Here is a 24000-nt window from a genome sequence, read left to right as displayed (position 1 = left end):
TCCCGCCCGCGCGGCGGGAACGGTTGCGAGGAGAGGCTCTATGAAGGCACTGGTCCTCTCGGGCGGGTCGGGAACCCGTCTGAGGCCGTTCAGTCACTCGATGCCCAAGCAGCTCATGCCCATCGCGAACAAGCCCGTGCTCGAGTACGTTTTGGAGAACATCCGCGCGACCGGCGTGCACGACGTCGGGATCGTCACCGGCGACCGCGGGGACCAGATCGCCGCCGCCCTCCAGGACGGCTCGCGGCTGGGGATGCGGATCACGTACCTGCCCCAGGACGCCCCCAGAGGGCTGGCGCACGCCGTGGCCACCGCCCGCGCCTTCCTCGCCGAGGACGACTTCGTGATGTACCTCGGGGACAACATGCTGCCCGCGGGGATCACGGACGCCGCCGCCGGCTTCCGGGCGGGCCGCCCGGCCGCCCAGGTGCTGGTGCACAAGGTGTCCGACCCGCGGGCCTTCGGCGTCGCGGAGACCGCGCCCGACGGGCGGGTGCTGCGGCTGGTGGAGAAGCCGCGGGAGCCGCGCAGCGACCTGGCGCTGATCGGCGTGTACTTCTTCACGCCGGCCGTCCACGACGCGATCGCCGCCATCAGGCCCAGCGCGCGCGGGGAGTTGGAGATCACCGACGCCATCCAGGAGCTGGTGACGCGCGGTGCCGCGGTCCGTGCGGTCGAGTACGACGGCTACTGGAAGGACACGGGGGAGGTCGCGGACGTCCTGGACTGCAACCGCACCGTCCTCGACGGCCTGCGGACCGCGCGCCACCCGACGGCGTCCGTGGACGCGGCGAGCGAGCTGATCGGCCCGGTCGGCCTCGGCCCCGGGGTCCGGCTGGTCCGCTCCCGGGTCCAGGGGCCGGCCGTCATCGGCGCCGGCACCGTGCTGGAGGACAGCCAGGTCGCGCCGTACACCGCCGTCGGCGGCGGCTGCGTCCTGCGCGGCACGCACCTGGGGAACAGCATCGTGCTGGACGGCGCGACGGTCACCGGGATGCGCGGCATCGAGGGTTCGGTGATCGGCCGGGGGGCCACCGTCAGCGCCGCGGACCACGGCGACCGGCACCACCGGCTGGTGATCGGCGACCACGCGGGGGTGGAGGTCGCGGCGTGACGGCCGGGCCGCCGCGGCCGGACTCCGGGCGCGCGCACGCGCGTTGAGGGCGGCTCCGGCGCGTCCCCGACGGACCGCGGGCCCCCGGCGCGCCCGCCGCACCTCCCCCGCGGACGCCGTCCCTCCCCCACGGACGGCTCCGCTCCGTCCGGGTGGCCGTGAACCGCCGGTGCCCCGCACCTCGTCCCGGAAGCCGAACGCGCTTCCGCGGGCGCCGGCGCGGCGGCCGGGCGGGGTCCCCGGACCACCACCGTCCCCTTCCCGCACCGTCCCCGTACCGCCCCGACCCGTCCCATCCCCTAAGGAACACACCCATGGCACAGCCCGACACCCACGGCACCACGCAGCTCCCCACGGACCCGGCCGTCCCCGCCGGTCCCTCCGGTCCCTCCGGCCCGTCCGGCTCCGGCTCCGGCTCCGCGGAGGAGCGGACGCGGCGGGAACGGGAGCCGCTGCCCGACCCCGTACCGCTCTACGGCGAGGACTACAAGACCGACCCCTATCCGCTGTACACGCGCCTCCGCGACAAGGGCCCCCTGCACCGGGTCCACTTCCCCAGCGGCGTCCACGCCTGGCTGGTCACCGGCTACGACGCGGCCCAGCAGGCGCTCACCGACGACCGGTTCGGGAAGAACCACGACCTCGGGAACGACGCCTGGCGGTCCAAGGCCGCCATCATGCCGGAGCCGCAGCACTCCCAGCTCCAGGTGCACCTCCTGCACCAGGACCCGCCGAAGCACACCCACATGCGGCGCATGGTCACCGACGCCTTCACGCCCCGCGCCGTCGAACGCCTCCGCCCGCGCATCCAGGAGATCGCCGACGAGCTCCTCGACGCCGCGCTCGGCGACGGCCCGGCGGACGCCGGCGGGCGGGCCTCCTTCGACGCCGTCGAGGGCTTCGCCGCGCACTTCCCCTTCCGCGTCCTGGCCGAGGTCATCGGCCTCCCCGCCGAGCTGGCCGGGGAGTTCGACCGCGACTGGGGCAAGGTCGTCCAGCCCGTGGGCCCGAGCGACCCGCAGCGTCCGGTGTACGAGGGACGGCTGCGCGCCCTGCAGACGTACATCGCGCGCGTCACGGACGCCAAGCGCCGGGAGCCCGGCGACGACCTGCTGACCACCCTGGTGGCCGCGCACGACGCGGGCTCGCTGACCACCGAGGAGACCGACTCGATCGTCTTCCAGCTGCTGGTCGCCGGGCAGGAGCCGGTCACCAACCAGATCACCACCGCCCTCGTGGCCCTCCTCCGCCACCCGGACCAGCTGGAGCGGCTGCGGAAGTCCCTCACCGACGAGGACGGCGACCCCGCCCTCCTCGCCCGCGCCGTCGAGGAACTGCTGCGCTACGACAGCGCCTTCGAGCTCACCACCTGGCGTTTCTTCGCGGAGGACACCGCGTTCCACGGCGAGACCGTACCCGCCGGGGACTCCGTCATCGTCTCCCTCAGCGCGGCCAACCGGGACCCGAAGCGCTTCGCGGACCCGGACGCCCTGGACCTCGACCGCCAGCCCAACCCGCACCTCGCCTTCGGCCACGGCATCCACTTCTGCCCCGGAGCGGCCCTCGCCCGCATCGAGCTGCAGACCGCGCTGCGGACGCTGCTCACCCGCCTCCCCGGCCTCCGGCTGGAGGCCGGCCCCGGCGAACTGCCCTGGGTCCACGCCGTCCTCGCCCGCGGCGTCAACCGGCTGCCGCTCAGCTACGCCCCGGAAGGCGGCCCCGAAGAGGGCCAGGACGCCGCTCCGCGCTGCCCCTTCCGCCACTGACCACCATCCGCACCACCGCCTGTACCACCACCCACGGCACCGACCGACCCACCCGAGGCCCGGGACGGCGACCCCGCCCCGGGCCGTTCTTTCACCAGGAAGCGAGACCACCCATGCCCGCCACCACACCGTCGGCGACCGAGTCCCTCACCGAGACCGCCCATGCCGTCCTGTCCCAGCTGCTGCCGCACCGGCGGACCATCGAGCCGGACCCGGAGAACGACACCACCCACGACTTCCCGCATCAGATACGCCAGATATCCCACCACCTGGAACGCCGGCAGCCCATCCTGTTCTCCCTGCCGGGCTTCCCCTGCAAGTCGCCCAACACGGCGAAGGTCATCAGCCACCTGCCCGACGAGGGCGAGCGGCTCGCCCTGCACTTCCTGCAGGACCTCTGCACCGGTATCGAGAAGATCTATTCGCCCGGCGCACGGGTCCTCATCTGCTCGGACGGCCACATCTTCGGTGACGTCATCGGCGTTCCGGACGAGCACATCGACGCCTACGGCGACGCCCTGCGCACGATGATCCAGGAGGAGGGCCTCGACCACCTGGGCACCTTCGACCTGCGCGACGTGTACGGGCCCGACCTGGACTACGACGAGAAGCGCCGTATGACGGCCGACCGTTACGCGCCCACCGTCGAGCAGCTGCGCGCCGAGGTGAAGACCGACGAGTCCACCCTGCGGATGTACCGCGGCATCACCCGCTTCCTCGTCGAGGACACCCCGGACTGGACGGGCAGCAAGGCCGCCCTCCAGCGCCAGTCCCGGCAGCGGGCCTACCACGTCATCGCGCGCAGCCGGGCCTGGGCCAGCCTGATCGCGGACTACCACCAGGACACCGTCCGGCTGTCCATCCACCCGCAGAACCGGAACGAGGCCAAGTACGGCATCAAGTTCCTCGACACCACCAACCCCTGGACCACCCCCTGGCACGCCACCCTGCTGAAGCACCCCGACGGCTTCCAGCTGGTCCACCACACCCGGGCCGCCGAACTGGGCGAGCCCGTACGGGAGAACGGCCGGGTGACGCACTACCGGACCGACCTGCCGATGTCGACGCAGGCGTAGCACCGCGCCCGCCGAGGCGGTGAACGGAGAGGGGCGGGCGTCTCGCGCGCCCCTCTCCGCAAGGCCCGTGGGCCCGACGCTACTTGCGGGCGTACAGCCGCATCGTGACCGGGCCGAAGACCAGGACGAACAGGGCCGACCAGCCCAGCGTCCAGGCGATGTGCGCCGACGGCGCGGTGCCCTCCGTCAGGCCGCGCACCGCGCTGCACAGGTGCGTCAGCGGACTGTTGTTGACGAACGCCTGGAGCCAGCCCGGCATGGTGCGCGGTTCGACGAAGACGTTGCTCAGGAAGGTGAGCGGGAAGATCACCGCCATGGACACGGCGATCACCGCCTTCTCCGTGCGGAGCAGCAGGCCGAACATCGTCCACAGCCAGGAGAAGCAGAAGCTGAAGAGGAGCAGCAGCGCCACTCCCCCGATCACCCCGCCGGCCCCGCCGTGCGGCCGGTAGCCCATCACCAGGCCGATCGCCAGCATCATCACCGAGGCCAGGACGTACCGCAGCATGTCGCCCAGCAGGTAACCCACCATGACGGAGGGGCGCCAGACGGGCAGGCTGCGGAAGCGGTCCAGGACGCCCTTGGCGATGTCGGTGTTGACGGCCATCCCGGTGTACATGGTGATCATCACGACGGACGTCACCATGATGCCGGGAAGCAGGTACTGGAGGTACGCGTCGGTCGAGCCTGCCAGCGCGCCGCCGAACAGGTACGTGTACATCAGCACGAGCATCACGGGGAACGCCGTGACGTCGAAGAGCTGCTCGGGCACGTGTTTGATGCGGAGCACCGCGCGCCAGCCGAACGCCAGCGAGGTCGTCAACGCGTTGGGGCGGGGCGGGCGTTCGCCCGCGACGAGCGCTCCGATGAGCGCGTTCGCCGTCCTCGGCTCCTCCGCGTCCGCGCCGGATCCCGCGCCCGCGCCGGATTCCGACCCCGTCCCGGGGCCCGTCACCGTGGTCATACCCCCACCTTCCCCGTCACCCGGCCGGCGCCGGAGCCGTCGTCCGTCAACGCCAGGAACACCTCGTCCAGGCTGGGCTGGCCGAGGGAGAAGGACTCCACGCCGATGCCCGCCCGGGCCAGTTCGGCCAGGGCCCTGGAGGCCTGTTCGGCCGCGGCCGCGCCACCGCCGCCCAGGCGGACCGTGAGGGCCACCGGGTCGTCCTCCCGCTGCGTCACGCCCGTGAGGCAGTCGTCCAGGACACCGGCGGCCCGCTCCCGGCATCCGGCGTCCTCCAGGCGGACGTGCACCGAGCCGGCGCCGACCGATGCCTTGAGTTCCGCCTTCGTCCCCTCGGCGATCACCCGCCCGCGGTCGATCACCGCGATCCGCGCCGCCAGCCGGTCGGCCTCGTCCAGGTACTGGGTGGTCAGCAGCACGGTGGTGCCCTGCGCCACGACCGCGCGGACCATCTCCCAGACGTGGTTGCGGCTGCGGGGGTCGAGCCCGGTGGTGGGCTCGTCGAGGAACAGCAGGTCCGGCCGGCTCACCAGGGACGCGGCGATGTCGAGCCGGCGCCGCATGCCGCCCGAATAGCCCTTGACCTGCCGGCCGCCGGCCTCGCTCAGGCCGAAGCCCTCCAGCAGCGCCGCCGCCCGCTCCCGCGCGCCGCGGGCTCCGTAGCCGAGCAGCTTCCCCAGCAGCACGAGGTTCTCCGCGCCGGTCAGGTCGTCGTCGAGGGAGGCGAACTGCCCGGTCAGCGCGACCCGGGCGCGGACCCCCTCGGCGTCCTCCACCACATCGCGCCCGAACACCCGCACCCGGCCGCCGTCCGGCCGGAGCAGCGTCGCCAGGATTCTCACGAACGTGGTCTTGCCGGCCCCGTTGGGCCCCAGCACCCCGTAGACGCCCCCGGTGGGCACGACGAGGTCGACGCCGTCCACGGCCCGTACCCCGCCCCCGAACACCTTGACCAATCCCGCTACTTCGACCGCCGCACCGCTGCTCGGCGCCATCGCGGCCACCCCCTTCCGTATGCGGAAACCGTCCGGCCCGCCCAAACTGCCCGTCGCCACCCGCCTAATCAAGTGTTCGGAACGCATCAACGAGCGGAGACGGACGGGCGGTTCACCAGGAACCGGCATGCCGGCACCCTACACCCCCACCCTGTCAATATGTTGGCTGGAAATACATAGCACGCCGACAACTCTCCTGAGTAGCCTGTCTACTTATGAGGCAGAACGCTGTACGGGGACATCTCGACGGGCTGCTGCTCGCCGTGCTGGAGACCGGCCCGCTCCACGGGTACGCGATCATCACGGCGGTCCAGCGGCGCAGCAACGGCATGCTGGAGCTCCGCACCGGCACCATCTACCCGGCGCTCAACCGCCTGGAGCGGCTGGGATTCCTGCGGAGCACCTGGGAGGCCGACGGCGAGCGGCGGAGGCGCCGTTACGAGTTGACGGACGCCGGCCGGCACACCCTGGCCGCCGAGCGGACCGCCTGGCGCGAGTTCACCACGGCCATCGGTTCGGTCCTCAACCCGGCCGCGCGCCCCGGACTGGCCTCATGATCCCCGACGGTCCGGCGGACCGGCTCGCGGCCGGCCCGGAGACACCCCGGGGCGACGTCCTCACCGCCGCCGACCCCGTCGAGGACCACCTCGCCGCCCTCGGCGCGGCGCTGCACGGCCCGCCCGCCGCCAAGGCGCGCCTGCTGGAGGAGCTCCGCGGCGGCCTGCAGGACGCCGTCGCCGCGCACGTCCACACGGGCGTGGACCGGGGCCCGGCGGCGGAGCTCGCCGTCCGCGACTGCGGCTCCGTGGACGAACTCCTCCCCTCCTGTCAGCACGAGCTGACCATCGCCCAGGTCCGGCAGACCGCCCGCGCCACCGCGGCGGCCACTCCCCTCCTCCTCGCCGCCTGGTACCTCCTCCACACCACCGCCCCCTCCGGCGCCTGGCACCTCACGCACACGGCGCACCTCCTGGCCACCCGGATCACCACCTTCACCGCCGTGGCCGCGTTCCTGGCCTTCGCCGTGATCGCCCTGACCGGCACCCTGGCCCGCTGGATACCGACCCCGTCCCGGCTCCCCCGGACGGTGGCCTGGACGAGCACGGCGGTCACCGCGTCCATGGCGCTGTGCACCCTGGTCCTCGCCTCCACCATGCCCCTCACCGACCACTGGCCCCTGACCACCCTGGCCACCCTCCTCACCGCCGCCTCCCACGCCGTCACCGCGGGCCCCGCCCGAGCCAGCCGCCTCTGCGCCCGGCTGCCGGTACCGGCGCTGCGGCCCTGACGCGGACCGGGCGTCACCATCGCGCACCAGCGGGCGTCCACCACGCTCACGCGGCAGGCCGCCCCCGCCACACCGAGGCCTCCGGCGGCCCCACCGCCTGGGCCGGGCGGCAACAGGACCTCGGCGCAACGCGGCGACACCACCTGCGCGCCGCCGTGGCCAGGGCGACGTCCACCCGCATCAGGACGGCTTCGAGACCCCGGGTCCGCACAACACCGGCTGTGGCCCCTCCTCGCCCCTCCCCCGATGTGTAACGTTCGGCGTGCGTGACATCCGCCGGCGGGCCGGTTACCGACGGCGGGGGGAGGAGGGGACAGTGCGCGGGATTGTCGTTCACCTGCCGGGGAGCAGCGATACCGGCGGCGATGGTGAGCCGTGCGGTGACGCCGTGACGTTGCGGCTCGCCCCGGGCGAAGTGGCGCGGTTCGGGCGCGGGTCCCCCGCGACCCCCGTCGAACTGCGGCTCGTCGACGCCGCGATCTCCCGGTTGGCCGGCGAGATCCGGGTGACCGACGACCACTGGCAGCTGAGCAACCACAGCACGACCCACAGCTACCTGGTGGAGAACCCCGAAGGGGCGGGTGAGTACCTGCGGGTGCCGCCACGACGCGCCGGCGCACCCATCCCCTTCGAGTTCTCCCGCGTCGTGCTGCCCACCCGCGGCAGCGCGACCGTGTCCTTCCAGGTCTACGCGCCCGACCACGTCTACCTCGACCCCGGCGGCACGGGCGGCCCCTGGGGGAGCCGTACGGTCACCGCGTACTCGCTGGACGAGACGGCCACCTACTTCCTGGTCCTGGTCGCCCTGTGCGAACCGCGGCTGCGCGACGTGTCACCGGTCGCCGTCCCGACGACGCCGCAGATCGTCGAACGGCTCGCCGGCCACCCGGCCTGTCCCCGGCTGACGGCCCGGGCCGTCAGCTCGCACATCGACTACCTGGCCGAGGAGAAGATCCGGATCAGCACCCCCGCCGGGGCCGACGCGCGGCGCGACGCCCGCCGCAACGGCAAGCGCGAGGCGCTCGTCGGACTCGCCCTGAGGTTCGGGCTCGTACGGGAGGAACACCTGGCGCTGCTGCCGCCCCGGGCGGGGAACGATCCCCGGAACGCGGGGCCGGGGCGGCCCGGAGGAGGGAACGGTGCAGGGGTCGTCCGGCATACCGGGGAGTGACGGGACCGGGCCGCTGCCGCCGGGCCACCGCATCGGCAGCTGGGAGGTCACCGGCCCGATCGCCGAGGGCGGCTGGGGAACGGTCTACGCGGGACGCCCGGCCGCTCCGGGAACGGGCGGCCCAGGAGTCCCCAGTACGGTCGCACTCAAGATCCTGCCGACCGACGGGCTCGCGCCCGGCCAGGCCCGCAAGGTCGCCGAAGTCGCCCGTCGCGAGGTGGAATTCGGCCGCCGGGCCCGGCACCCGCGGCTGATCCGCCTGCTCGACTCCGTCGAGGTCAGCGATCCGGCGCAGCCGTTCCTCGACGGCGCGATCGTCCTCGTCATGGAACGGGCCGCGTGCAACCTGCGGGAACGGCTCGGCACCGCGGTGACGGGGCCCGAGGGCGCCCGGCTGGTCGGCGGCATCTGCGAGGGCCTGGCCCACCTGCACCGCAGCGGCTGGGTGCACGGCGACCTCAAGCCGGACAACGTCCTGCTCATGGCGGACGGTTCCGTCAAGCTCTCCGACTTCGGGCTCGTCACCGAACTGACCGGCACCCACGGCACGCACGGCTACGCCCCTCCCATGGGCACCTTCGATTACCTCCCGCCCGAGCGGTGGAACGCGTCGCTCAGCGAACAGGGCGTGCGGGTCCGGCCGAGCGCCGACATCTGGGCGCTGGGCATCGTGATCCACCAGGTGTTCGCCTCCGGAGCCTCTCCGTTCCCCGGAGCCACACCTGTCTCACGCGCCGCCGCAGCACAGGAGTACGCGGACGGGCGGGCGCCCCTGCGCCTGGACCCGGCCGTACCGCCGTTCTGGCGCGAGCTGGTCACCGACTGCCTGGCCCCGGCCTACGCCGCACGGGCCGAGCACACCGCCGAGAGTCTGCTGGCCCGCATCGCCTCCCACATGGCCACGGCGGACACACCCGGCACACCGGCCGCTGGGAAACCCCGTCGCCCCCGCCGCACCCCTGCCCTCCGTACCGCTCTCACCGCCGCCGTCGTGTGCGGCGCGCTCGCGGCGGGCTGGTGGCACACCGCCCGTGACCCCGCTCCCCCACTGCCGGGCCCGGACGGGCCGGCCGCGGCCGGCCCGTCGTCCGGTGCCGCCGGCCGCGTACGGGTGTTCAACGCCGAGCGGGCCTGCCGGGACCGCACCGGCGGGCCGGACCCCAACTGCAGCCTCGGCCTGGCCATCGACCCTCTCCACCCCTACACGCCGGACAACGTGGTGCCGACACGGGTGTGGCACGGTGACGTCCTCGCCGTCGACTGCCGGCTCCCGCAGGGGCTGCCCATCGTCGACGAGACGGGCCTGCGCTCGGCCCAGTGGTTCCGCGTCCGGCTCCCGGCCGGCTCGTCCGGGCCGGGCACCGCGTGGCTGCCCGCCGTCCGTACCAAGGACCGGCCCTCCGTCCCCGTGTGTCCGCGCCCCACTCCCCCACCGTGAGGCACACGGGGCTCGGCCGTCACTCCGGATCGTTCCGGATACCGCCCCCGTAGCCCCGCTACTACCTTCCGGGCCGTCGGTCACCTCACCCACACGGAACGGAAGACAGCATGCGCCGGATACGCACGCTCCTGATCGGCGGGGCCCTTGCCGTCACCTCCTTCCTCCCGGCCCCCGGTGCCCTGGCCGCCGGGAACGCCGCGGGCCACGGGCAGCCGCCCTCGGCGCGCAGCCCCGCCACCGTCCCGGGCCCGCTGGGGCACCCCGCGCCCGCCGAGGCCTTCTGCGACATCCCGGCCGAACGCGACATAGCGGTGACCCGCAAGGTCTACGAGGTGGGGCAGCGCCGCAACGTCTCCGACAAGGTGATGCTCGCCGGCTTCGAGACCGGCTGGGTCGAGTCCCGTATGAACAACCTGAACTGCGGCGACCGCGACTCGCTCGGCGTCTTCCAGCAGCGGCCGTCGCAGGGCTGGGGAACGCCCGAGCAGGTCCTCGACGTCGACTACGCGGCCAACAAGTTCTTCGAGGTCGCCCAGCAGATGGAACCTCGCATGGAGGGCAGCAGCGCCGGGCAGCTCGCCCAGGCCGTGCAGCGGTCCGCCTACCCGGCCCGCTACGACCAGGCCGAGGGCGTCGCCCGGGGGATGCGGGACGAGGCGTTCCAGCCGTACGGCTCGATCGGCGCGAAGTACCACAGCCTCGGCGGTCCCGGCGGCCCGCTCGGCGAACCGCTGCGTGCCGAGGAGAGCGCCCGGCTGGGCGGCCGCTTCCAGCTGTTCCGCAACGGGATCGTCATCTGGCACCCGGACGCGGCCTTCGCGGTCTACGGCGACATCCTCGCCAAGTACTGGGCGACGGACTCCGAGCAGCGCTGGGGCTTCCCCACGATGGACGAGGCCGACGCGGGGCGGGCGCCCGACGGGACGCGCGGCCGCTACCAGTTCTTCGAACGCGGACTGTTCCTCTGGTCGCCGCCGACCGGCGCCCACACCGTCCACGGCGAGATCCTCAAGGCCTTCCAGAACGCCGGCCACGAAGCCGCGGTGGGTTATCCCCTGACGGACGAGACGGACGAGGCGGGCGGCAAGGCCCAGAAGTTCCAGAAGGCGACCATCCACTGGAACCCCTCCAGGGGCACCTGGATCACCGACAACTAGCTCCTCCCTCCTCACACACACTCACCGACCAGGGAGTCGCGTTGAACGAGCAGCAGCACCCCACCCGCCGGGGCATCCTCAAGGCCGTCGGCGGAGCCTCCGCGGCGCTGGCCCTGGGCGCCGGAGGCGTTCTCTCGTCGGCCTCGTCGGCCCACGCGGCCGGCGACGGCTTCGGCCTGAGCATCGTGGACCGCAACGAGTCCGACCCGCGCATGTGGTACTACCGGTTCGCGACCAAGGAGATCGCCTGGGCGCCCGCCGTCAACGTCCTGCTCCCGGACGGCTACCACACCAGCGGCCGCACCTACCCCGTCCTCTACCTGCTCCACGGCGGCCTGGAGGACTTCATCTCCTTCGACGTCAAGGGCATCCGTCCCTGGACCGCAGGCAAGCCGCTCATCGTGGTGATGCCCGACGGCGGGCCCGCGGGCTGGTACTCCAACCCGGTCAGCACCAACGTGGGTCCCCGCAACTGGGAGACCTTCCACATCAACCAGCTGATCCCGTGGATCGACGCCAACTTCCGGACGTACGCCGAGTACGACGGCCGCGCGGTCTCCGGGTTCTCGATGGGCGGCTTCGGCGCCCTGAAGTACGCCGCCAAGTACTGGGGCCACTTCGCCTCGGTGAGCTCCCACTCCGGCCCGGCCAGCCTGCGCGGCAACGCCGCCGGGATCGCCGGCGGCGTCGTCCACTGGGCCAACCTGTCGTCCGCGGCCAAGGAGCTGGGCGGTGGCACGGTCTACGGCGCGCCGTTCTGGGACCAGGCCAGGGTCACCGCCGACAACCCGGTCGAGCGCGTCGAGAGCTACCGCAACAAGCGGATCTTCCTGGTCTCCGGCACCAGCCCCGAGCCGACCTTCTGGGACCGGTTCAACGAGACCGCCGTGCTGGAGACGCAGCGCGAGTTCCGCGGATTCCTCGGCAGAGCCGGCATCCCGCACGAGTGGCACGAGGTGCCCGGCGGCCACTTCGTCCGCGAGGACCTGTTCAAGGACGACCTCAACGGCATCATCGACCGGCTGCGCAAGGCGTAGGCCCCGGCAGACACGGCAGGACATCACAGCTCCCGGGCGCGGCGGCATCCCCCGGCCCCGCGCCCGGGAGGGTCCCCACGGAGGAGGAACGCCACGTGTTGCACCGCCTTTCCCGACGCGCCCTGAGCGTCGTCGTCGCGGCGGCGGCCGCCGTAGTGCCGGCGCTCGCGCTGCCGTCCCCGGCGTCCGCCCGGGCCCAGGTCGCGGGCTTCGCCGCCGCGTGCCCCACCGCGGGCTTCGTGTCCGACCACTACGGCGGCGCCCGGGACCACGACGGCGTCGACATCGCCAACAACCACGGCACGCCGATCTTCGCCGTCGGTGACGGCGAGGTCATCGCGTCCGGCCCCGCCCAGGGCTACGGGCAGTGGATCCGGATCCTGCACCCCGACGGGACCGTGACCGAGTACGGGCACATGTACCAGCGGGACGTCGCCGTCGGCGAGCGCGTGACGGCCGGCCAGCGCATCGCGCTGATGGGGGCCGAGGGCGAGGCCAGCGGCCCGCACCTGCATCTGCGGGTGCGGCGTGACACGTCCATGAACCGCGGCATCGACCCCGAGCCCTACCTCGCCGAACGCGGGGTGACCCTGCCGTGCACCCCGGGGGCCCGCCCCGGGCCGGCGCCACTGGTGTATCCGGCGGAGTCGGGACGGGTGGTCTCGGCCCGGTCGGCGGACGGACGCCTGGAGGTGTTCGCGGCCGCGGCCGACGGGGTGCACCACGCCTGGCAGCTCCAGGCCAACGGCGCCTGGTCGCCCTGGGAGCAGCTGGGCGGCCCGGGCGGCGCGGAGCTCGCGATCGCGCCGAACGCCGACGGCCGGCTGGAGGTGTTCGCGGTCAACGGAAAGACGTTCCAGCACCGCTACCAGATGTCGCCGTCCGGCGGCTGGTCCGGCTGGGAGGGCTTCGGCACGGGCGGGCGCGACACCGCTGCCGGGGTCAACGGCGACGGCCGCATCGAGGTGTTCGCCTCCGGCCCGGAGGGGGTGTTCCACCGGTACCAGAACGCGCCGAACGGCGGCTGGTCGCAGTGGGAGCCGACGGGCGGCGGCCCGGCCGCCGGCCGGCTGGGGATGGAGAAGTCGCCCGACGGCCGGCTGGAGGTCTTCGCGCTCAACGACAAGGTCTTCCAGCACCAGTACCAGACCGCGGTCAACGGCGGGTGGTCGGCGTGGGGCGAGTTCGGTGGTGGCGGTCGCGACCTGACCGTCGACCACAACGCCGACGGCCGCCTGGAGGTGTTCGCCTCCGGCCCGGAGGGCGTCTTCCACCGGTACCAGACGGACCCGGGCAGCTGGTCCGGGTGGGAGCCCACGCGCGGACCCGCCAACGCACAGCTCACCAGCGACCGCACGGCCGACGGGCGCGTCGAGGTGTTCGCCGCCACCAATGACGTTTCCCTGCACATGTGGCAGACGGGCGTCAACGCCCCGTACGGCGACTGGACCGCTTTCGGCGCCGGCGGGAGCGAGATCACCGCCGCCACCAATGCCGACGGCCGTCTCGAAGTGTTCAGCACCAGCGGCGCCGGGGTCCGCCACAAGTGGCAGACCGGCTTCAGCACCTGGTCCGAATGGTCCTGGGTGAACGCCACGTCCGGCCCGGTCATCACCTGACACCGCGGAGAGCGGAGGAGCGGAGGGCCCATGCGCCCGATCACCAGACGGCAGCTGTTCCGGGGCTCCGCCGCGGCGGGCGCCCTCACCCTCCTGGGTTCCGGCGCCGCCCCCGCCGCGGCCGTCCCGGCCGCGCCCGCACCGCCGCACCCGTGGATCGGCGCGGGGCCCTTCACCCACGTCTACGATCCGTCCACCCCCGGGCGCAGGCGCTATCTCAACGACCACACCCTGATCAAGGCGGCGGGCCGGTGGCACCTGTTCAGCATCGTCGGGGCGAGCGCGGCTGACGGCCAGTCACCGGACAGCGGCGCGGAGGTGTCCTTCGTCCACGCCTCCGCACCGGACCTGTCCGGGCCGTGGACCACACACGCCGACGCGCTGACCGTCGACCCGTCGTACTTCGGCGAGGAGCACCTGTGGGCGCCGTACGTCGTCGAGGCGGACGGCACGTACTGGATGTTCTACGCCGCCGGCGGGCGGGGCGGTGCCGCGATCAACCTGGCCACCTCCACCGACCTGTTCGCCTGGAGGCGCCTGCCCACGGGCCCGCTGTTCCGGGGCCTGGTGGCGCGGGATCCCATGGTGCTGCGCATCGGCGACGAGTGGGTGATGTACTACACCGAAGTCTCCGGGGGCTCCGGGCTCCCCGGTCAGGAGGGCCGGCACGTCGTGGCCTGCCGGCGGTCCCGCGACCTCGTGCGCTGGGGCCCGCCGGCCGTCGCCTTCACCGACGCGACCACGACGGCGACGCTGTCCGTCACCGAGTCGCCCTTCGTCGTCGAACGCGACGGCTGGTACCACCTGTTCGTCGGGCCCCGCAACGGCTACGACGGCACGGACGTGTTCGCCTCCCGGGACCCGTTCCGCTTCGGCATCGACGGTTACGCCGGTCACGTACCCGGCCACGCGGTGGAGGTGATCACCGACGGGCAGCAGTGGTACGCCAGCGCCGCGGGCTGGTTCCAGCAGGGGCTGTACGTGGCCCCCCTGCTCCGGCAGGACACGCCACCGCCCTGGCAGAGCCCGGACAATCCCGTGGCCGGTCTGGACGTCGAGGGCCGGCTGACGGTGTTCGCCCTGGCGGCGGGCGACCGCTCGCCGATGCGGCGGGTCCTGCTCGACGCGGAGTCGGGTGAATCGGGTACGTGGTCGGCGTGGGAGTCGTTCGGCGGACCCGCCGGGGCGGTCCCGCGCTCGGCCGCAACGCCGACGGCACGCTGGTGGTGTTCTCCCTCGACCCGGGCGGTGCCGGCCTGCACCACCGGGTGCAGCGGCCCGACGGCGGCTGGTACGAGTGGGACGGGTTCGGCGGTCCCGCGGGTGCCGCGCCGGCCGTCGCGCGCAACGCCGACGGACGGCTGGAGGTGTTCGCGCCGAGCCCGGGCGGCACCGGCATCGCCCGCCGGCGGCAGTCGAGGCCCGGTTCGTCGACGTGGGAGTCGTGGGACGCCGGCTTCGGCGGGCCTGTGGGCGCCCCGCCCGTCGTGGCCGCCAACGCCGACGGACGGCTGGAGGTCTTCGTCCTCGCGCCCGGCGGCGCGGAGATCCTCCACCGGTGGCAGGAGACGCCGGGCGGGGCGTGGTCACCGTGGCAGCGCTTCGGCACGGCGGCCGGCTGCGCGCCGCGGGTGGCACGGGACGGCAGCGGCCGGCTCACGGTCACGGCCATGGCCCCGTCCGGGGTGGCGGCGTTCCAGCGGCGTCAGACCGTGCCGAGCGGCGGCTGGGACGACTGGCAGCCGCTGTTCGGCTGGACGGCCACGGCCCCGGTGCTCGCCCCCGGCGCCGACGGCCGGCTGGAGGCGTTCGCCCTGTCCCCCGGTGGCGCCCGGCTGGCCCACCGCTGGCAGACGGCCCCAGGCGGCAGTTGGGCCTCCGGTGACGACTTCGGCGAGCCCGGCGTCCGGCTCGCCGCCCCGCCGACGGCGGCGGCCGACGCCACGGGACGCATCCATGTCCTGGCCGTCACCACGGAGGGCAGCATCCGCACCCGTGTCCAGGACCGCCCCGGCGGCGGCTGGCGCCCGTGGACCGGCTTCGGCGACCGCGCGGTCGCCCCGGTCCGGTCGGGCAGCCCTGCCTGGTAGGTCACGCGCTGCCCGGGGGCCGGTGCACGGGCCGGGCGTCGCCGCGCCCCCTGCGCCGGCCCGGGCAGTCGCGCGCTGCCCTACAGCCGCCCTGGGCACGGGCGACCGGCGGGCAGGGTGACGCATTGTCTGCCTGCTCAGGGCACCCTCACGGCAGGCAGTGGAGCACGATGGCCGGCCGCACCGGCTGCCCGGGTACGAAGTCGACCCGGAACCGCCGGGCCACATACTCGGTGTACATGGCCCCCATAGGGGTGCCGGTACTTTCCGAGGTGGAGATCAGCGCACTCAGCGCGTCGGCCGCCGACCCGTCGGGCACCCGGAGGAGCGACGGCAGCGCCCTTCCCCGCTCGACGACCGACGCCGGCGCGTGTCCAGGGCCGCTCCCCGGCCCCGCGCCGCGAGCCGGGCGCGCGCGGACTACCGGCTTCTCCTGGTGGGCGGTGGCCTCGGGCCGGTGGCCGATGACGACGATCCTGCCCAGTGAGGGGGCGTTCCTCCGCGAGTTCGAGTGCGACGTCCAGCTGGTCGACATCCGCCACGAGCAGGCGCGGCCCGGTCTGCTCGACGACGGGGGCCAGAGCGCCTGCCGGTGCTCGCGCCCCGTCGCGCGGCCAAGGACGGGGTCTCCCGGGCACGGCGGACGAGTACCGCTTCGCGAGCTTGGTCTTCACCCGCCGGGGGTGGGGCACGGACTGTGAACTGACGCGACGCACCGGCATGGTGAGCTCCTATCAAGAGGGCGCACCCGCCCAGGCGGTCAGCGCCTGGACCCGCTCGTGGCCGCGCGCGCCGCCGTCGGTGGTGCGGGTGGCCCACGCGACGTGGCCGTCGGGACGTACGAGAACCTCGGTCACCCCGTCGAGGTCCGCGTGCTCGTCGTACGTGTCGACGGTGACGGCTGTGACCCGCGAACCCCAGCCTGCGCCGACGGCCTCCCGAAGGGCCGGGTTCCCGGCCGGAGCCAGCAGAACGAAGCGGCCCCGGTCGAGCAGTTCGTAGACCCGCGTCGCCTGCGAACCGACGGCGGTCAGCCCGACATCGGGCATCCGCCGGCCCACCAACGGGTCGGCGCCCGGGGCCGCCGGCGGATAGCGGGTGCCGAGTCCGGAGATCTGCTCGGCGAGCAGGCGGTTGACCTCCGCCATGCCCAGCAGACGGTCCAGGAGCCTGCGCAGGGCCGCGGCCGGGCGCTGGTACCGCGTGGTCAGCGTCAGCTCCGCCAGCAGGGTCTGGACCTCGGTGTTCTCGGTCACCGACCGGCCGACCGGCCGGCGCTCCCCGTCGTAACTGTCCAGCAGCCCGGGCGGAGCCCAGCCGTTGACCACGGCGGCCAGCTTCCACCCCAGGTTCATGGCGTCCTGGAGACCGGTGTTGAGCCCCTGACCCGCCGCGGGGAAGTGGATGTGGGCGGCGTCACCCGCCAGCAGGACGCGTCCCGAACGGTAGCTTTCCGCGAGCCGGGTGGCGTTGCCGAAGCGCGACAGCCAGCGGGGCTCGGCGACCCCGCAGTCGGAGCCGGTGATCCGGGTGAGCGACGTACGGAACTCCTCCAGGGTCACGGGTTCCCGGGCCGGCACCCGCATCCGCTCCGGATCCAGGTAGACGAACCGGGTCAGCCCTCCCTCCAGCGGCGCGATGATCACGCCACGGGCCCGTGCCACATCGAGGGCGCCGTGCTGTGGGTCGACGACCATGAAGTCCCCGAGCACCCCGGTCAGGGTCTCGTCGGTGCCGGGGAAGCCGATCCCCGCGGCCTGCCGCACGACGCTGCGCCCGCCGTCGCACCCGACCGCGTACAGGCCGCGCACGGTCTCGGTGCCGCCGCCGGGGACGCGTGCCTCCACCTCGACCCCGTCGCCGTCCTGGCTCACTCCGAGGGTCTCGTATCCCCGGCTGATCTCCACCCCCAGCTCGTGCGCCCGTTCCGCGAGGATCGCCTCGGTGCGCGCCTGGGCCAGGAAGAGGGTGTAGCCGTGCCGGGAGTCGAGGGTGCCGAAGTCCAGCCGGGTGTCCAGCCCCGCGAAGTGCCAGCCCGGCACGGTGCGGCCGAGCGGGAGGAACCGGTCGAGCAGCCCCCGCTGGTCCATGAGTTCCACGCTGCGCGGGTGCAGGCTCAGCGCCCGCGAATCGCGCCGGGGTTCGGTGCGGCGTTCCAGGATCCGGGTCCGTACGCCCGCCAGTGCCAGCTCGCAGGCGAGCATCAGCCCGGTCGGGCCCGCCCCCACGACCATCACATCGGTGTTCATCGGAGATGCCCTCCTTATTTAGTGAACAGCGTTCACGTGAACGCTGTTCACTATAGTGAGGTCCATGAGCTCCCCGTCAAGCCCGACCAGAGGCCGGCCCGCACGACTCGACCGGGCCCGCACCGTCCGGACCGCCCTCGTCCTGCTGAACGAGTCCGGTCTCGACGCGCTGACCATGCGCCGGCTCGCCGATGCGATGGACGTCCGGGCCGGTGCGCTGTACCGCTACTTCGCGACCAAACAGGACCTGCTCACCGCGATGGCCGAGCGCATGGCCGACAAGGTCGCCGACGCTGCCGGGCCGACGGGGGACGGCGACTGGAGCGAAAGAGCGGCACGCCTCGCCCGCGCGCTGCGTACGGCCCTGCTCGCCCATCGCGACGGCGCACGCGTCTTCGCCGGTACGCACTCGACCGGCCCGAACACCCTGAACTTCGCCGACAGCCTCGTCGGCGTGCTGCGCGAGGCGGGCTTCGGCGACGACGAAGCGGCGCGGGCGCTCTACGCGGTGACCAGCTTCACCGTCGGCCACACCCTGGAGGAACAGGCCGCCCTCCGGCCGGGAGACGGGGAGCCCGCCGACGCGGGTGTCCTGCGCGAGGCGGTGACGGCAGGGACGTATCCGCACCTCGCCGCCACCCTGCCGGTGCTCACCAGCACGGACTTCACGGCACACTTCGAGTTCGGACTGCGGCTGCTCCTGGACGGACTGCGTGCCGTCCGGCGGTGAGCCCGGTGGCGGTGCCCCCACCGTGGCCTCGGTCCGGTGGGGGACCGGGTACTCGCCGAGCGGCATGCGCGGCCACTGGACCTTCCCTCGCCGTCCATAGGCGTGGCCCTGCGCATGCCGCGGGACGGCGGGCCGGGCACCCGGGTGCCCCGCGTGCCGGCCTACGCGCGAGCCGTCCGGGTACGCGCTGCACCGCTGCTACGCGTCGGCCGAGTCCAGCGGGATCGCCGGGTTGCTCGGCCGGTTGGCGCGCGCCCGTCTCGTCACCGGTCGCGGAAGGAGTGTCCCCGCACGCGGGGGTGGTGCGGTGACCGTCCGGTCCGCGTCCTCGACCGGCGGCCACACGAAGCGCGGGCCCGAGGTCCGCCACCGCGCGCGGTACGGCCCGCCGGGGCACCGGGCGTTCGGGGAATCAGCACTGAATCGCCGCCCAGCGAGCACACGTCACACCATGACGACGCATACGAACACCACGGAGGCCGCCCGGACCACGGGCCGGCCTCGGATTCTGATCGTCGGCGGGGGGTTCGCCGGTGTGGAGTGCGCCCGGCGGCTGGAGCGCCGGCTCAAGCCTCAGGAAGCGCTGATCACTCTGGTCACGCCCTTCGACTACCAGCTCTATCTGCCCCTGCTCCCCCAAGTGGCCTCCGGGGTCCTCACCCCGCAGTCGGTGGCGGTCTCGCTCCGCCGTGGGCTGCGCCGGACGCGGGTGCTGCCGGGCGGGGCCATCGGGGTGGACGCGGCGGCCAAGGTGTGTGTCGTACGGAAGATCACCGACGAGGTCGTGAACGAGCCGTACGACGTCATCGTGCTGGCGCCGGGCAGCATCACCCGCACGTTCGACATCCCCGGCCTGACCGACCACGCCCGTGGCATGAAGACGCTGGCCGAGGCGGCGTACCTGCGGGACCACGTCATCGCCCAGCTCGACCTGGCCGACGCCGCCACCGACGCCGCCGAGCGCGAGGCGCGGCTGCGCTTCGTCGTCGTGGGCGGCGGGTACGCCGGGACGGAGACGGCGGCGTGCCTGCAGCGGATCACCACGGCGGCCTGCGAGCGCTATCCGCGGCTGGATCCGCGGGACGTCCACTGGCACATCCTGGACGTGGCGCCGAAGTTGATGCCGGAGCTCGGCGACCGGCTGGGCGCCGAGGCGGCGCGTACGCTGCGGCGGCGCGGCATCGAGGTGTCGCTGGGCGTCTCGGTGGCGAAGGCCGGGGCGGACCGGGTGACGCTGACGGACGGCCGGGAGCTGCCGTGCCGGACCCTGATCTGGACGGCGGGGGTGGCCGCCAGTCCGCTGGTGGGCACGCTGGGCGCCGAGACCGTCAAGGGCCGGCTGGCCGTCACCGACCGGATGACGCTGCCGGGCTTCGACGGCGTCTTCGCCCTCGGCGACGCCGCGGCCGTGCCGGACCGCGCCAAGGGCGACGGCGCGGTCTGCCCGCCCACGGCCCAGCACGCCCAGCGCCAGGGGAAGGTGGTGGCCGACAACGTGGTGGCGTCGCTGCGCGGCGAGCAGCTGCGCCCGTACGTCCACAAGGACCTGGGCCTGGTGGTGGACCTGGGTGGGAAGGACGCCGTCTCCAAGCCGCTGGGCGTGCAGTTGACGGGCCTGCCGGCACAGGCGGTGGCGCGCGGGTACCACCTGCTCGCCCTGCGTACCAACGTCGCCAAGGTGCGGACGGCCACCAACTGGCTGCTGAACGCGGCGGCCGGCGACGACTACGTCCGCACGGGCTTCCAGAGCCGGCGGCCCGCCACCCTGCGGGACTTCGAGTACACGGACGCCTATCTGACGCCCGAAGAGATCCGGGCCCGTACGTCGTCGTCCGCCGTCACGGGGTGAGGGGCGGCGGGCGGGGCGGATCGCCGCGGCCGGGGCCGTCCCATCCGGCCGCCCGGCCGCCCGGACCACCTCCCGGCCGGGGTCGCCGACCGGCCGGGGTCACCGACCGGCCGGGCAGACGTCCGACGGGCACCCGGCGAGTGTCCGCCGGGCGTCCGGCGGTCAGGCCGTGCCGGGCCGTACCCGGCTGACGCCGCCGCCCGCGTCCAGGCGGGGGATGCGCCGCTGGGCGGCGGCCGCGGCGGCGAGGTAGCGGAGGTCGGGCCGCAGGGCGTACTCCCGCAGGCAGGCCTCCGTCAGCTTGATGACGTGCTCGTCGCCGTGTTCGGCGGCCCTGGCGGCCAGTTCGCCGGTCGGCGGCAGCTCCGGCACCTCCTCGCGCCACGCCGCCGTGCCCTCGCCGCGCCGGTCGGTGGTCAGTGCCAGCAGGAAGGCGGACTGCACCTGCCAGAGCCGGGCCGCCGTCGGCCCGTGCAGTGCGTGCGGGAGGTGCGGCAGCACGAGGCGGACGGCGGCCGGGGCGGTGACGCCGTGCACGAGCGGTACCGGGAACACCTCGGGGTGACCGAGGTAGACGTCGGCGAACTGGCAGGTCATCTCGCCGAGCAGGTGCGCCGCCTCCTCGGGGGCCAGCCACTCCAGCGCGTCCCCGTACGCAGGGAGCCTCCCGAGGGCCGCGAACCGGCCGCCGACGATCGCCGCGTCGAACGGGCGGTCCTCGGCCGTGCGCGGCAGGGCGGCGACGGCGGCGGGGACGGTGTAGGTCCCGGCGAGGCGCGGGGTGCCGGGGAGTTCGGTGTAGCGGGCGGCCCAGTAGGCGAGCCCGCGGGCGAGTTCGCGGTGCTGGTACGGCGTCGGGCGGTCGCCCGCGGCGGACAGGCCGCGCACGGCGTGCGCGGTGCGGATCAGTCCGTGGGTGAGGCCGGCGAACAGCCCGGGCAGCAGCCGGGGCCACCACCGGGCGAGGACGTCCCGCCAGTGCGCCTCGGCGAGTTCGCGGACGAAGAGGCCCTCCCAGTCGCCGGCCCGGCGGAAGTCGCCGAGCGCGGGGCGCCAGGAGCTCTCGTCCGCCGACAGGGGGAAGCGCTCGGACGGCGGTTCATGATGCTCCATCACCCGCCGGTAGCGGACGACCCAGCGGGACACCTCGTCCTCGTGGCCCAGCAGGGCGAGCGCCTCCGCCCCCATCGGACCGTGATTGGCGAGGTCCACGCCCTTGCCTCGTTCGTAACCGAGGTCGTCGAGCCGCTCCAGGGCGTCGTTGACGGCGTCGTAATAGGTGACCGGTGACACGTGGGACACCAACCCTTCGGAGTTCCGAATAGTTTGTGAATCCGAACCGTTTACACTCCGCAGTATGCCGCACGCGGAAACCCCCACACCCCCGGCCCCCTCGCCCCGCCACCCCGACGACACCCTCGTCGTCGGCCTCATCCCGCTCCTGGAGCCGCACTTCCGCGCCGGCGCGGTCCGCGACCTCATGCCGGCGGCGCTGCGCGACGCCATGGAGACCCACGGACTGACGGCTCGCCACGGCGCCGTCCTGCCGCAGCTGCTGGCCGCCGGGCCGCTGAGCGTCGGCGAGATCGCACGGCGGCTGCACATCTCGCTGCCCACGGCGAGCGAACTCGTCGGCGGGCTGCACCGGGCGGGCGTCGTGGACCGCACCGAGGACCCGGCCAACCGCCGCCGCGTCCTGGTCTCCCTCGCCGAGGCGTACCGGGCCCCACTGGAGACGTTCATGGTCCGGCGCGGCGGGCCGCTGCTGCGCGCGCTGGCCACGCTCGGTCCGGCGGAGCGCGCCGGGTTCGTGGCCGGGCTCACCGCCTGGGTGCACGAGGTGCAGAGCGGCTGAGGCGGCGCGGGGACCATGGCCGTACCGGAACGACCGTCGCACCGGGCCGAAACACCGGCCCGGGCACCGAAATCCGGACATCCGCGCGACCCGCCCCTTTCCGGACCGCTCCGGGCCGCTCCCCCCGTCGGTCACGCAGCGCACCAGGCGTCACGTCATGTGTCGTTCGCCTGACGGACCGAAGTCGTTCACCGACCCCCGTCGATCAGCCTGTCATTACTGTCCGCAATCCGAACACAACTGACCGGAAATAGCCGCAGTTTTTGACTGAACGCGTCGACGTAGCCAAATCTCTGTCAAATGTTGTCAATGACGTCCGAGAGCGGCGGCGGCCTCTTACGCGGCAGGGACTTCCGGCTGCTGCTGTCCGGCGCCGCGGCGGGGCAGTTGGGCGCGCAGGTGACCCTGGTGGCCCTGCCGCTGGTCGCCGTGGTGGAGCTCGACGCCTCGCCGCTGCAGACCGGGATCCTGACCGCCGCCGAGACCGCCGCGTTCCTGCTGGTGGGACTGCCGGCGGGAGCCTGGGTGGACCGGATGCGCCGGCTCCCGGTGCTGATCCGCGCGGACCTCGTCCGCGCCCTCGCCATGGCGGCACTGCCCCTGGCCGCCTGGGCCGGCGTCCTGACGATGACCCAGCTCTACGTGGTCGCCCTGATCACCGGCGTCGCCACGGTCTTCTTCGACATCGCGCACCAGAGCTATCTGCCGTCCCTCCTCCCCCGCGAGAAGCTGGTCGCGGGCAACGGCGCCCTGGAGACGGTCCGTTCCTCCGCCCAGATGGCGGGGCCAGGAGTGGGCGGCGTCCTGGTGCAGCTCGCCGGCGCGCCCTTCGCCCTGCTGGCGAACGCGGTCGGCTACCTCCTCTCCGCCCTCTGCCTGCGCGGTATCCGCGCCCCCGAGCCCCCGCCCGCCCCCTCCAACGGCGAGCCGCTGCGCGCCCAGGTGCTGGAAGGGCTCGCCTTCGTCTTCCGCAACCCCGCCCTGCGCATGATCGCCTGCTCGACGGCGGTCGCGAACTTCTTCGCCGCCATGCTGACGGCCGTGCAGACGGTGTTCCTGGTCCGGGTGCTGGACCTGCCGGCGAGCGCCGTCGGGCTGATGCTGTCGGCGGCGGCCGTCGGCGGACTCGGCGGGGCGCTGTGCGCGGACGTCCTCGGCCGGGCCGTGGGCAGAGCCCGCGTCATCTGGCTCGCCCCGCTCGTCACCGGGCCGTTCGCCCTGCTCTGGCCGCTGGCCGGGCGCGGCGCCGCGGCGGCCTGGTTCGCCGTCGGCGAGGCCGTGGTCTTCTTCGGCGCCGTGGTCTACAACGTCGCCCAGGTCAGCTTCCGCCAACTCCTCTGCCCCGACGCGCTGCTGGGCCGGATGAACGCCACCCTGCGCTTCCTCGTCTGGGGCACGATGCCCTTCGGCGCCCTGCTCGGCGGGGCCGTCGCCGGCGCGTACGGCGCCCGTACCGCCGTCTGGCTGTGCGCCGCGGGCTTCCTGCTGGTGCCGCTGCCCCTCCTGCTCTCGCCCCTCCGGCGGCTGCGCGACCTGCCGGCCGTCCCCGTCGCGGGCTGAGCCCCCTCCTTCCCTGACCCCCTGGCCCTTCGAACCGCC

Annotated in this window: 20 protein-coding genes and 1 pseudogene; 16 read left to right on the top strand and 5 right to left on the bottom strand. The window is 73.9% G+C overall.

Translation table 11 applies throughout. The features are described from left to right. Positions 1-40 precede the first annotated feature (40 nt). The 3 genes from ACH4PU_RS19880 (at position 41) to ACH4PU_RS19870 (ending at position 3956) form a co-directional block, all read left to right on the top strand. Positions 41-1114: a glucose-1-phosphate thymidylyltransferase gene (locus ACH4PU_RS19880; protein ID WP_398273274.1), complete on the top strand. Its 1074-nt coding sequence runs from the start codon at positions 41-43 to the stop codon at positions 1112-1114. A gap of 314 nt (positions 1115-1428) precedes the next feature. Next, a complete protein-coding gene (locus ACH4PU_RS19875) occupies positions 1429-2880 on the top strand; it encodes a cytochrome P450 (protein ID WP_398273271.1) in 1452 nt (483 codons plus the stop codon). 113 nt (positions 2881-2993) lie between these two features. Further along, a complete protein-coding gene (locus ACH4PU_RS19870; RefSeq protein WP_398273269.1) occupies positions 2994-3956 on the top strand; it encodes an L-tyrosine/L-tryptophan isonitrile synthase family protein in 963 nt (320 codons plus the stop codon). A 79-nt stretch (positions 3957-4035) separates the two neighbouring features. Here ACH4PU_RS19870 and ACH4PU_RS19865 read toward each other — a convergent pair whose 3' ends face one another. After that, on the bottom strand, positions 4036-4920 hold the full coding sequence (locus ACH4PU_RS19865) for an ABC transporter permease (RefSeq protein ID WP_398273267.1): 885 nt from the start codon (positions 4918-4920) through the stop codon (positions 4036-4038). Then, on the bottom strand, positions 4917-5915 hold the full coding sequence (locus ACH4PU_RS19860) for an ATP-binding cassette domain-containing protein (RefSeq protein ID WP_398273265.1): 999 nt from the start codon (positions 5913-5915) through the stop codon (positions 4917-4919). Before ACH4PU_RS19860 ends, ACH4PU_RS19865 begins: the two co-directional genes overlap by 4 nt. Positions 5916-6130: 215 nt before the next feature. On the opposite strand from ACH4PU_RS19860, the gene ACH4PU_RS19855 reads away from it, so the two are divergent. The 9 genes and pseudogenes from ACH4PU_RS19855 (at position 6131) to ACH4PU_RS19815 (ending at position 15718) form a co-directional block, all read left to right on the top strand. Next, a complete protein-coding gene (locus ACH4PU_RS19855) occupies positions 6131-6472 on the top strand; it encodes a PadR family transcriptional regulator (RefSeq protein ID WP_398273264.1) in 342 nt (113 codons plus the stop codon). Next, complete coding sequence (locus ACH4PU_RS19850) at positions 6469-7203, top strand: permease prefix domain 1-containing protein (protein ID WP_398273262.1); 735 nt, start codon at positions 6469-6471, stop codon at positions 7201-7203. The genes ACH4PU_RS19855 and ACH4PU_RS19850 overlap by 4 nt, the downstream gene beginning before the upstream one ends. Before the next feature lie 316 nt (positions 7204-7519). Then, positions 7520-8374, top strand: a complete 855-nt coding sequence (locus ACH4PU_RS19845) for a serine/threonine protein kinase (RefSeq protein WP_398273260.1) — start codon at positions 7520-7522, stop codon at positions 8372-8374. Beyond that, positions 8343-9812 carry a serine/threonine-protein kinase gene (locus ACH4PU_RS19840; protein ID WP_398273258.1) on the top strand — a complete coding sequence of 490 codons (1470 nt, stop codon included), beginning with the start codon at positions 8343-8345 and terminating at the stop codon, positions 9810-9812. Before ACH4PU_RS19845 ends, ACH4PU_RS19840 begins: the two co-directional genes overlap by 32 nt. 110 nt (positions 9813-9922) lie before the next feature. Further along, positions 9923-10972 carry an LGFP repeat-containing protein gene (locus ACH4PU_RS19835; protein WP_398273256.1) on the top strand — a complete coding sequence of 350 codons (1050 nt, stop codon included), beginning with the start codon at positions 9923-9925 and terminating at the stop codon, positions 10970-10972. Positions 10973-11013: 41 nt separating this feature from the next. Beyond that, complete coding sequence (locus ACH4PU_RS19830) at positions 11014-12009, top strand: alpha/beta hydrolase (RefSeq protein ID WP_398273254.1); 996 nt, start codon at positions 11014-11016, stop codon at positions 12007-12009. Positions 12010-12104: 95 nt separating this feature from the next. Beyond that, positions 12105-13628 (top strand): peptidoglycan DD-metalloendopeptidase family protein, encoded by a 1524-nt coding sequence (locus tag ACH4PU_RS19825; protein WP_398273252.1) that lies wholly within the window; start codon positions 12105-12107, stop codon positions 13626-13628. Between the two features lie 30 nt (positions 13629-13658). Continuing rightward, positions 13659-14381: pseudogene (locus tag ACH4PU_RS19820) on the top strand (glycosyl hydrolase family 32); the annotation flags it as partial. Between the two features lie 404 nt (positions 14382-14785). Continuing rightward, positions 14786-15718, top strand: a complete 933-nt coding sequence (locus tag ACH4PU_RS19815) for a hypothetical protein (protein WP_398273515.1) — start codon at positions 14786-14788, stop codon at positions 15716-15718. Positions 15719-15866: 148 nt separating this feature from the next. Here ACH4PU_RS19815 and ACH4PU_RS19810 read toward each other — a convergent pair whose 3' ends face one another. Together ACH4PU_RS19810 and ACH4PU_RS19805 are read right to left on the bottom strand one after the other, a co-directional pair. Next, entirely contained in the window at positions 15867-16253 is a 387-nt protein-coding gene (locus tag ACH4PU_RS19810; protein ID WP_398273250.1) for a hypothetical protein, read from the bottom strand. 199 nt (positions 16254-16452) lie between these two features. Beyond that, positions 16453-17967, bottom strand: a complete 1515-nt coding sequence (locus ACH4PU_RS19805; protein ID WP_398273248.1) for a monooxygenase — start codon at positions 17965-17967, stop codon at positions 16453-16455. Positions 17968-18031: 64 nt separating this feature from the next. On the opposite strand from ACH4PU_RS19805, the gene ACH4PU_RS19800 reads away from it, so the two are divergent. Beyond that, positions 18032-18697 (top strand): TetR/AcrR family transcriptional regulator, encoded by a 666-nt coding sequence (locus ACH4PU_RS19800; protein WP_398273246.1) that lies wholly within the window; start codon positions 18032-18034, stop codon positions 18695-18697. A gap of 451 nt (positions 18698-19148) precedes the next feature. Further along, the gene (locus ACH4PU_RS19795; RefSeq protein WP_398273244.1) at positions 19149-20546 is read left to right on the top strand and encodes an NAD(P)/FAD-dependent oxidoreductase; all 1398 of its coding nucleotides are present in this window, start codon (positions 19149-19151) and stop codon (positions 20544-20546) included. Between the two features lie 162 nt (positions 20547-20708). On the opposite strand, the gene ACH4PU_RS19790 is transcribed toward ACH4PU_RS19795, so the two are convergent. After that, on the bottom strand, positions 20709-21848 hold the full coding sequence (locus tag ACH4PU_RS19790; protein ID WP_398273242.1) for a hypothetical protein: 1140 nt from the start codon (positions 21846-21848) through the stop codon (positions 20709-20711). A gap of 55 nt (positions 21849-21903) precedes the next feature. On the opposite strand from ACH4PU_RS19790, the gene ACH4PU_RS19785 reads away from it, so the two are divergent. Together ACH4PU_RS19785 and ACH4PU_RS19780 are read left to right on the top strand one after the other, a co-directional pair. After that, positions 21904-22401 carry a MarR family winged helix-turn-helix transcriptional regulator gene (locus ACH4PU_RS19785; RefSeq protein WP_398273240.1) on the top strand — a complete coding sequence of 166 codons (498 nt, stop codon included), beginning with the start codon at positions 21904-21906 and terminating at the stop codon, positions 22399-22401. Positions 22402-22710: 309 nt separating this feature from the next. Beyond that, the gene (locus ACH4PU_RS19780) at positions 22711-23961 is read left to right on the top strand and encodes an MFS transporter (RefSeq protein ID WP_398273238.1); all 1251 of its coding nucleotides are present in this window, start codon (positions 22711-22713) and stop codon (positions 23959-23961) included. The last annotated feature ends 39 nt before the right edge of the window (positions 23962-24000 follow it).

Origin of the sequence: Streptomyces sp. NPDC021100 (assembly GCF_044333095.1) — a bacterium.
Lineage (GTDB): Bacteria > Actinomycetota > Actinomycetes > Streptomycetales > Streptomycetaceae > Streptomyces.
Note: the sequence above shows the minus strand (reverse complement) of the source record. Positions and strands in the feature narration are given on the sequence as shown.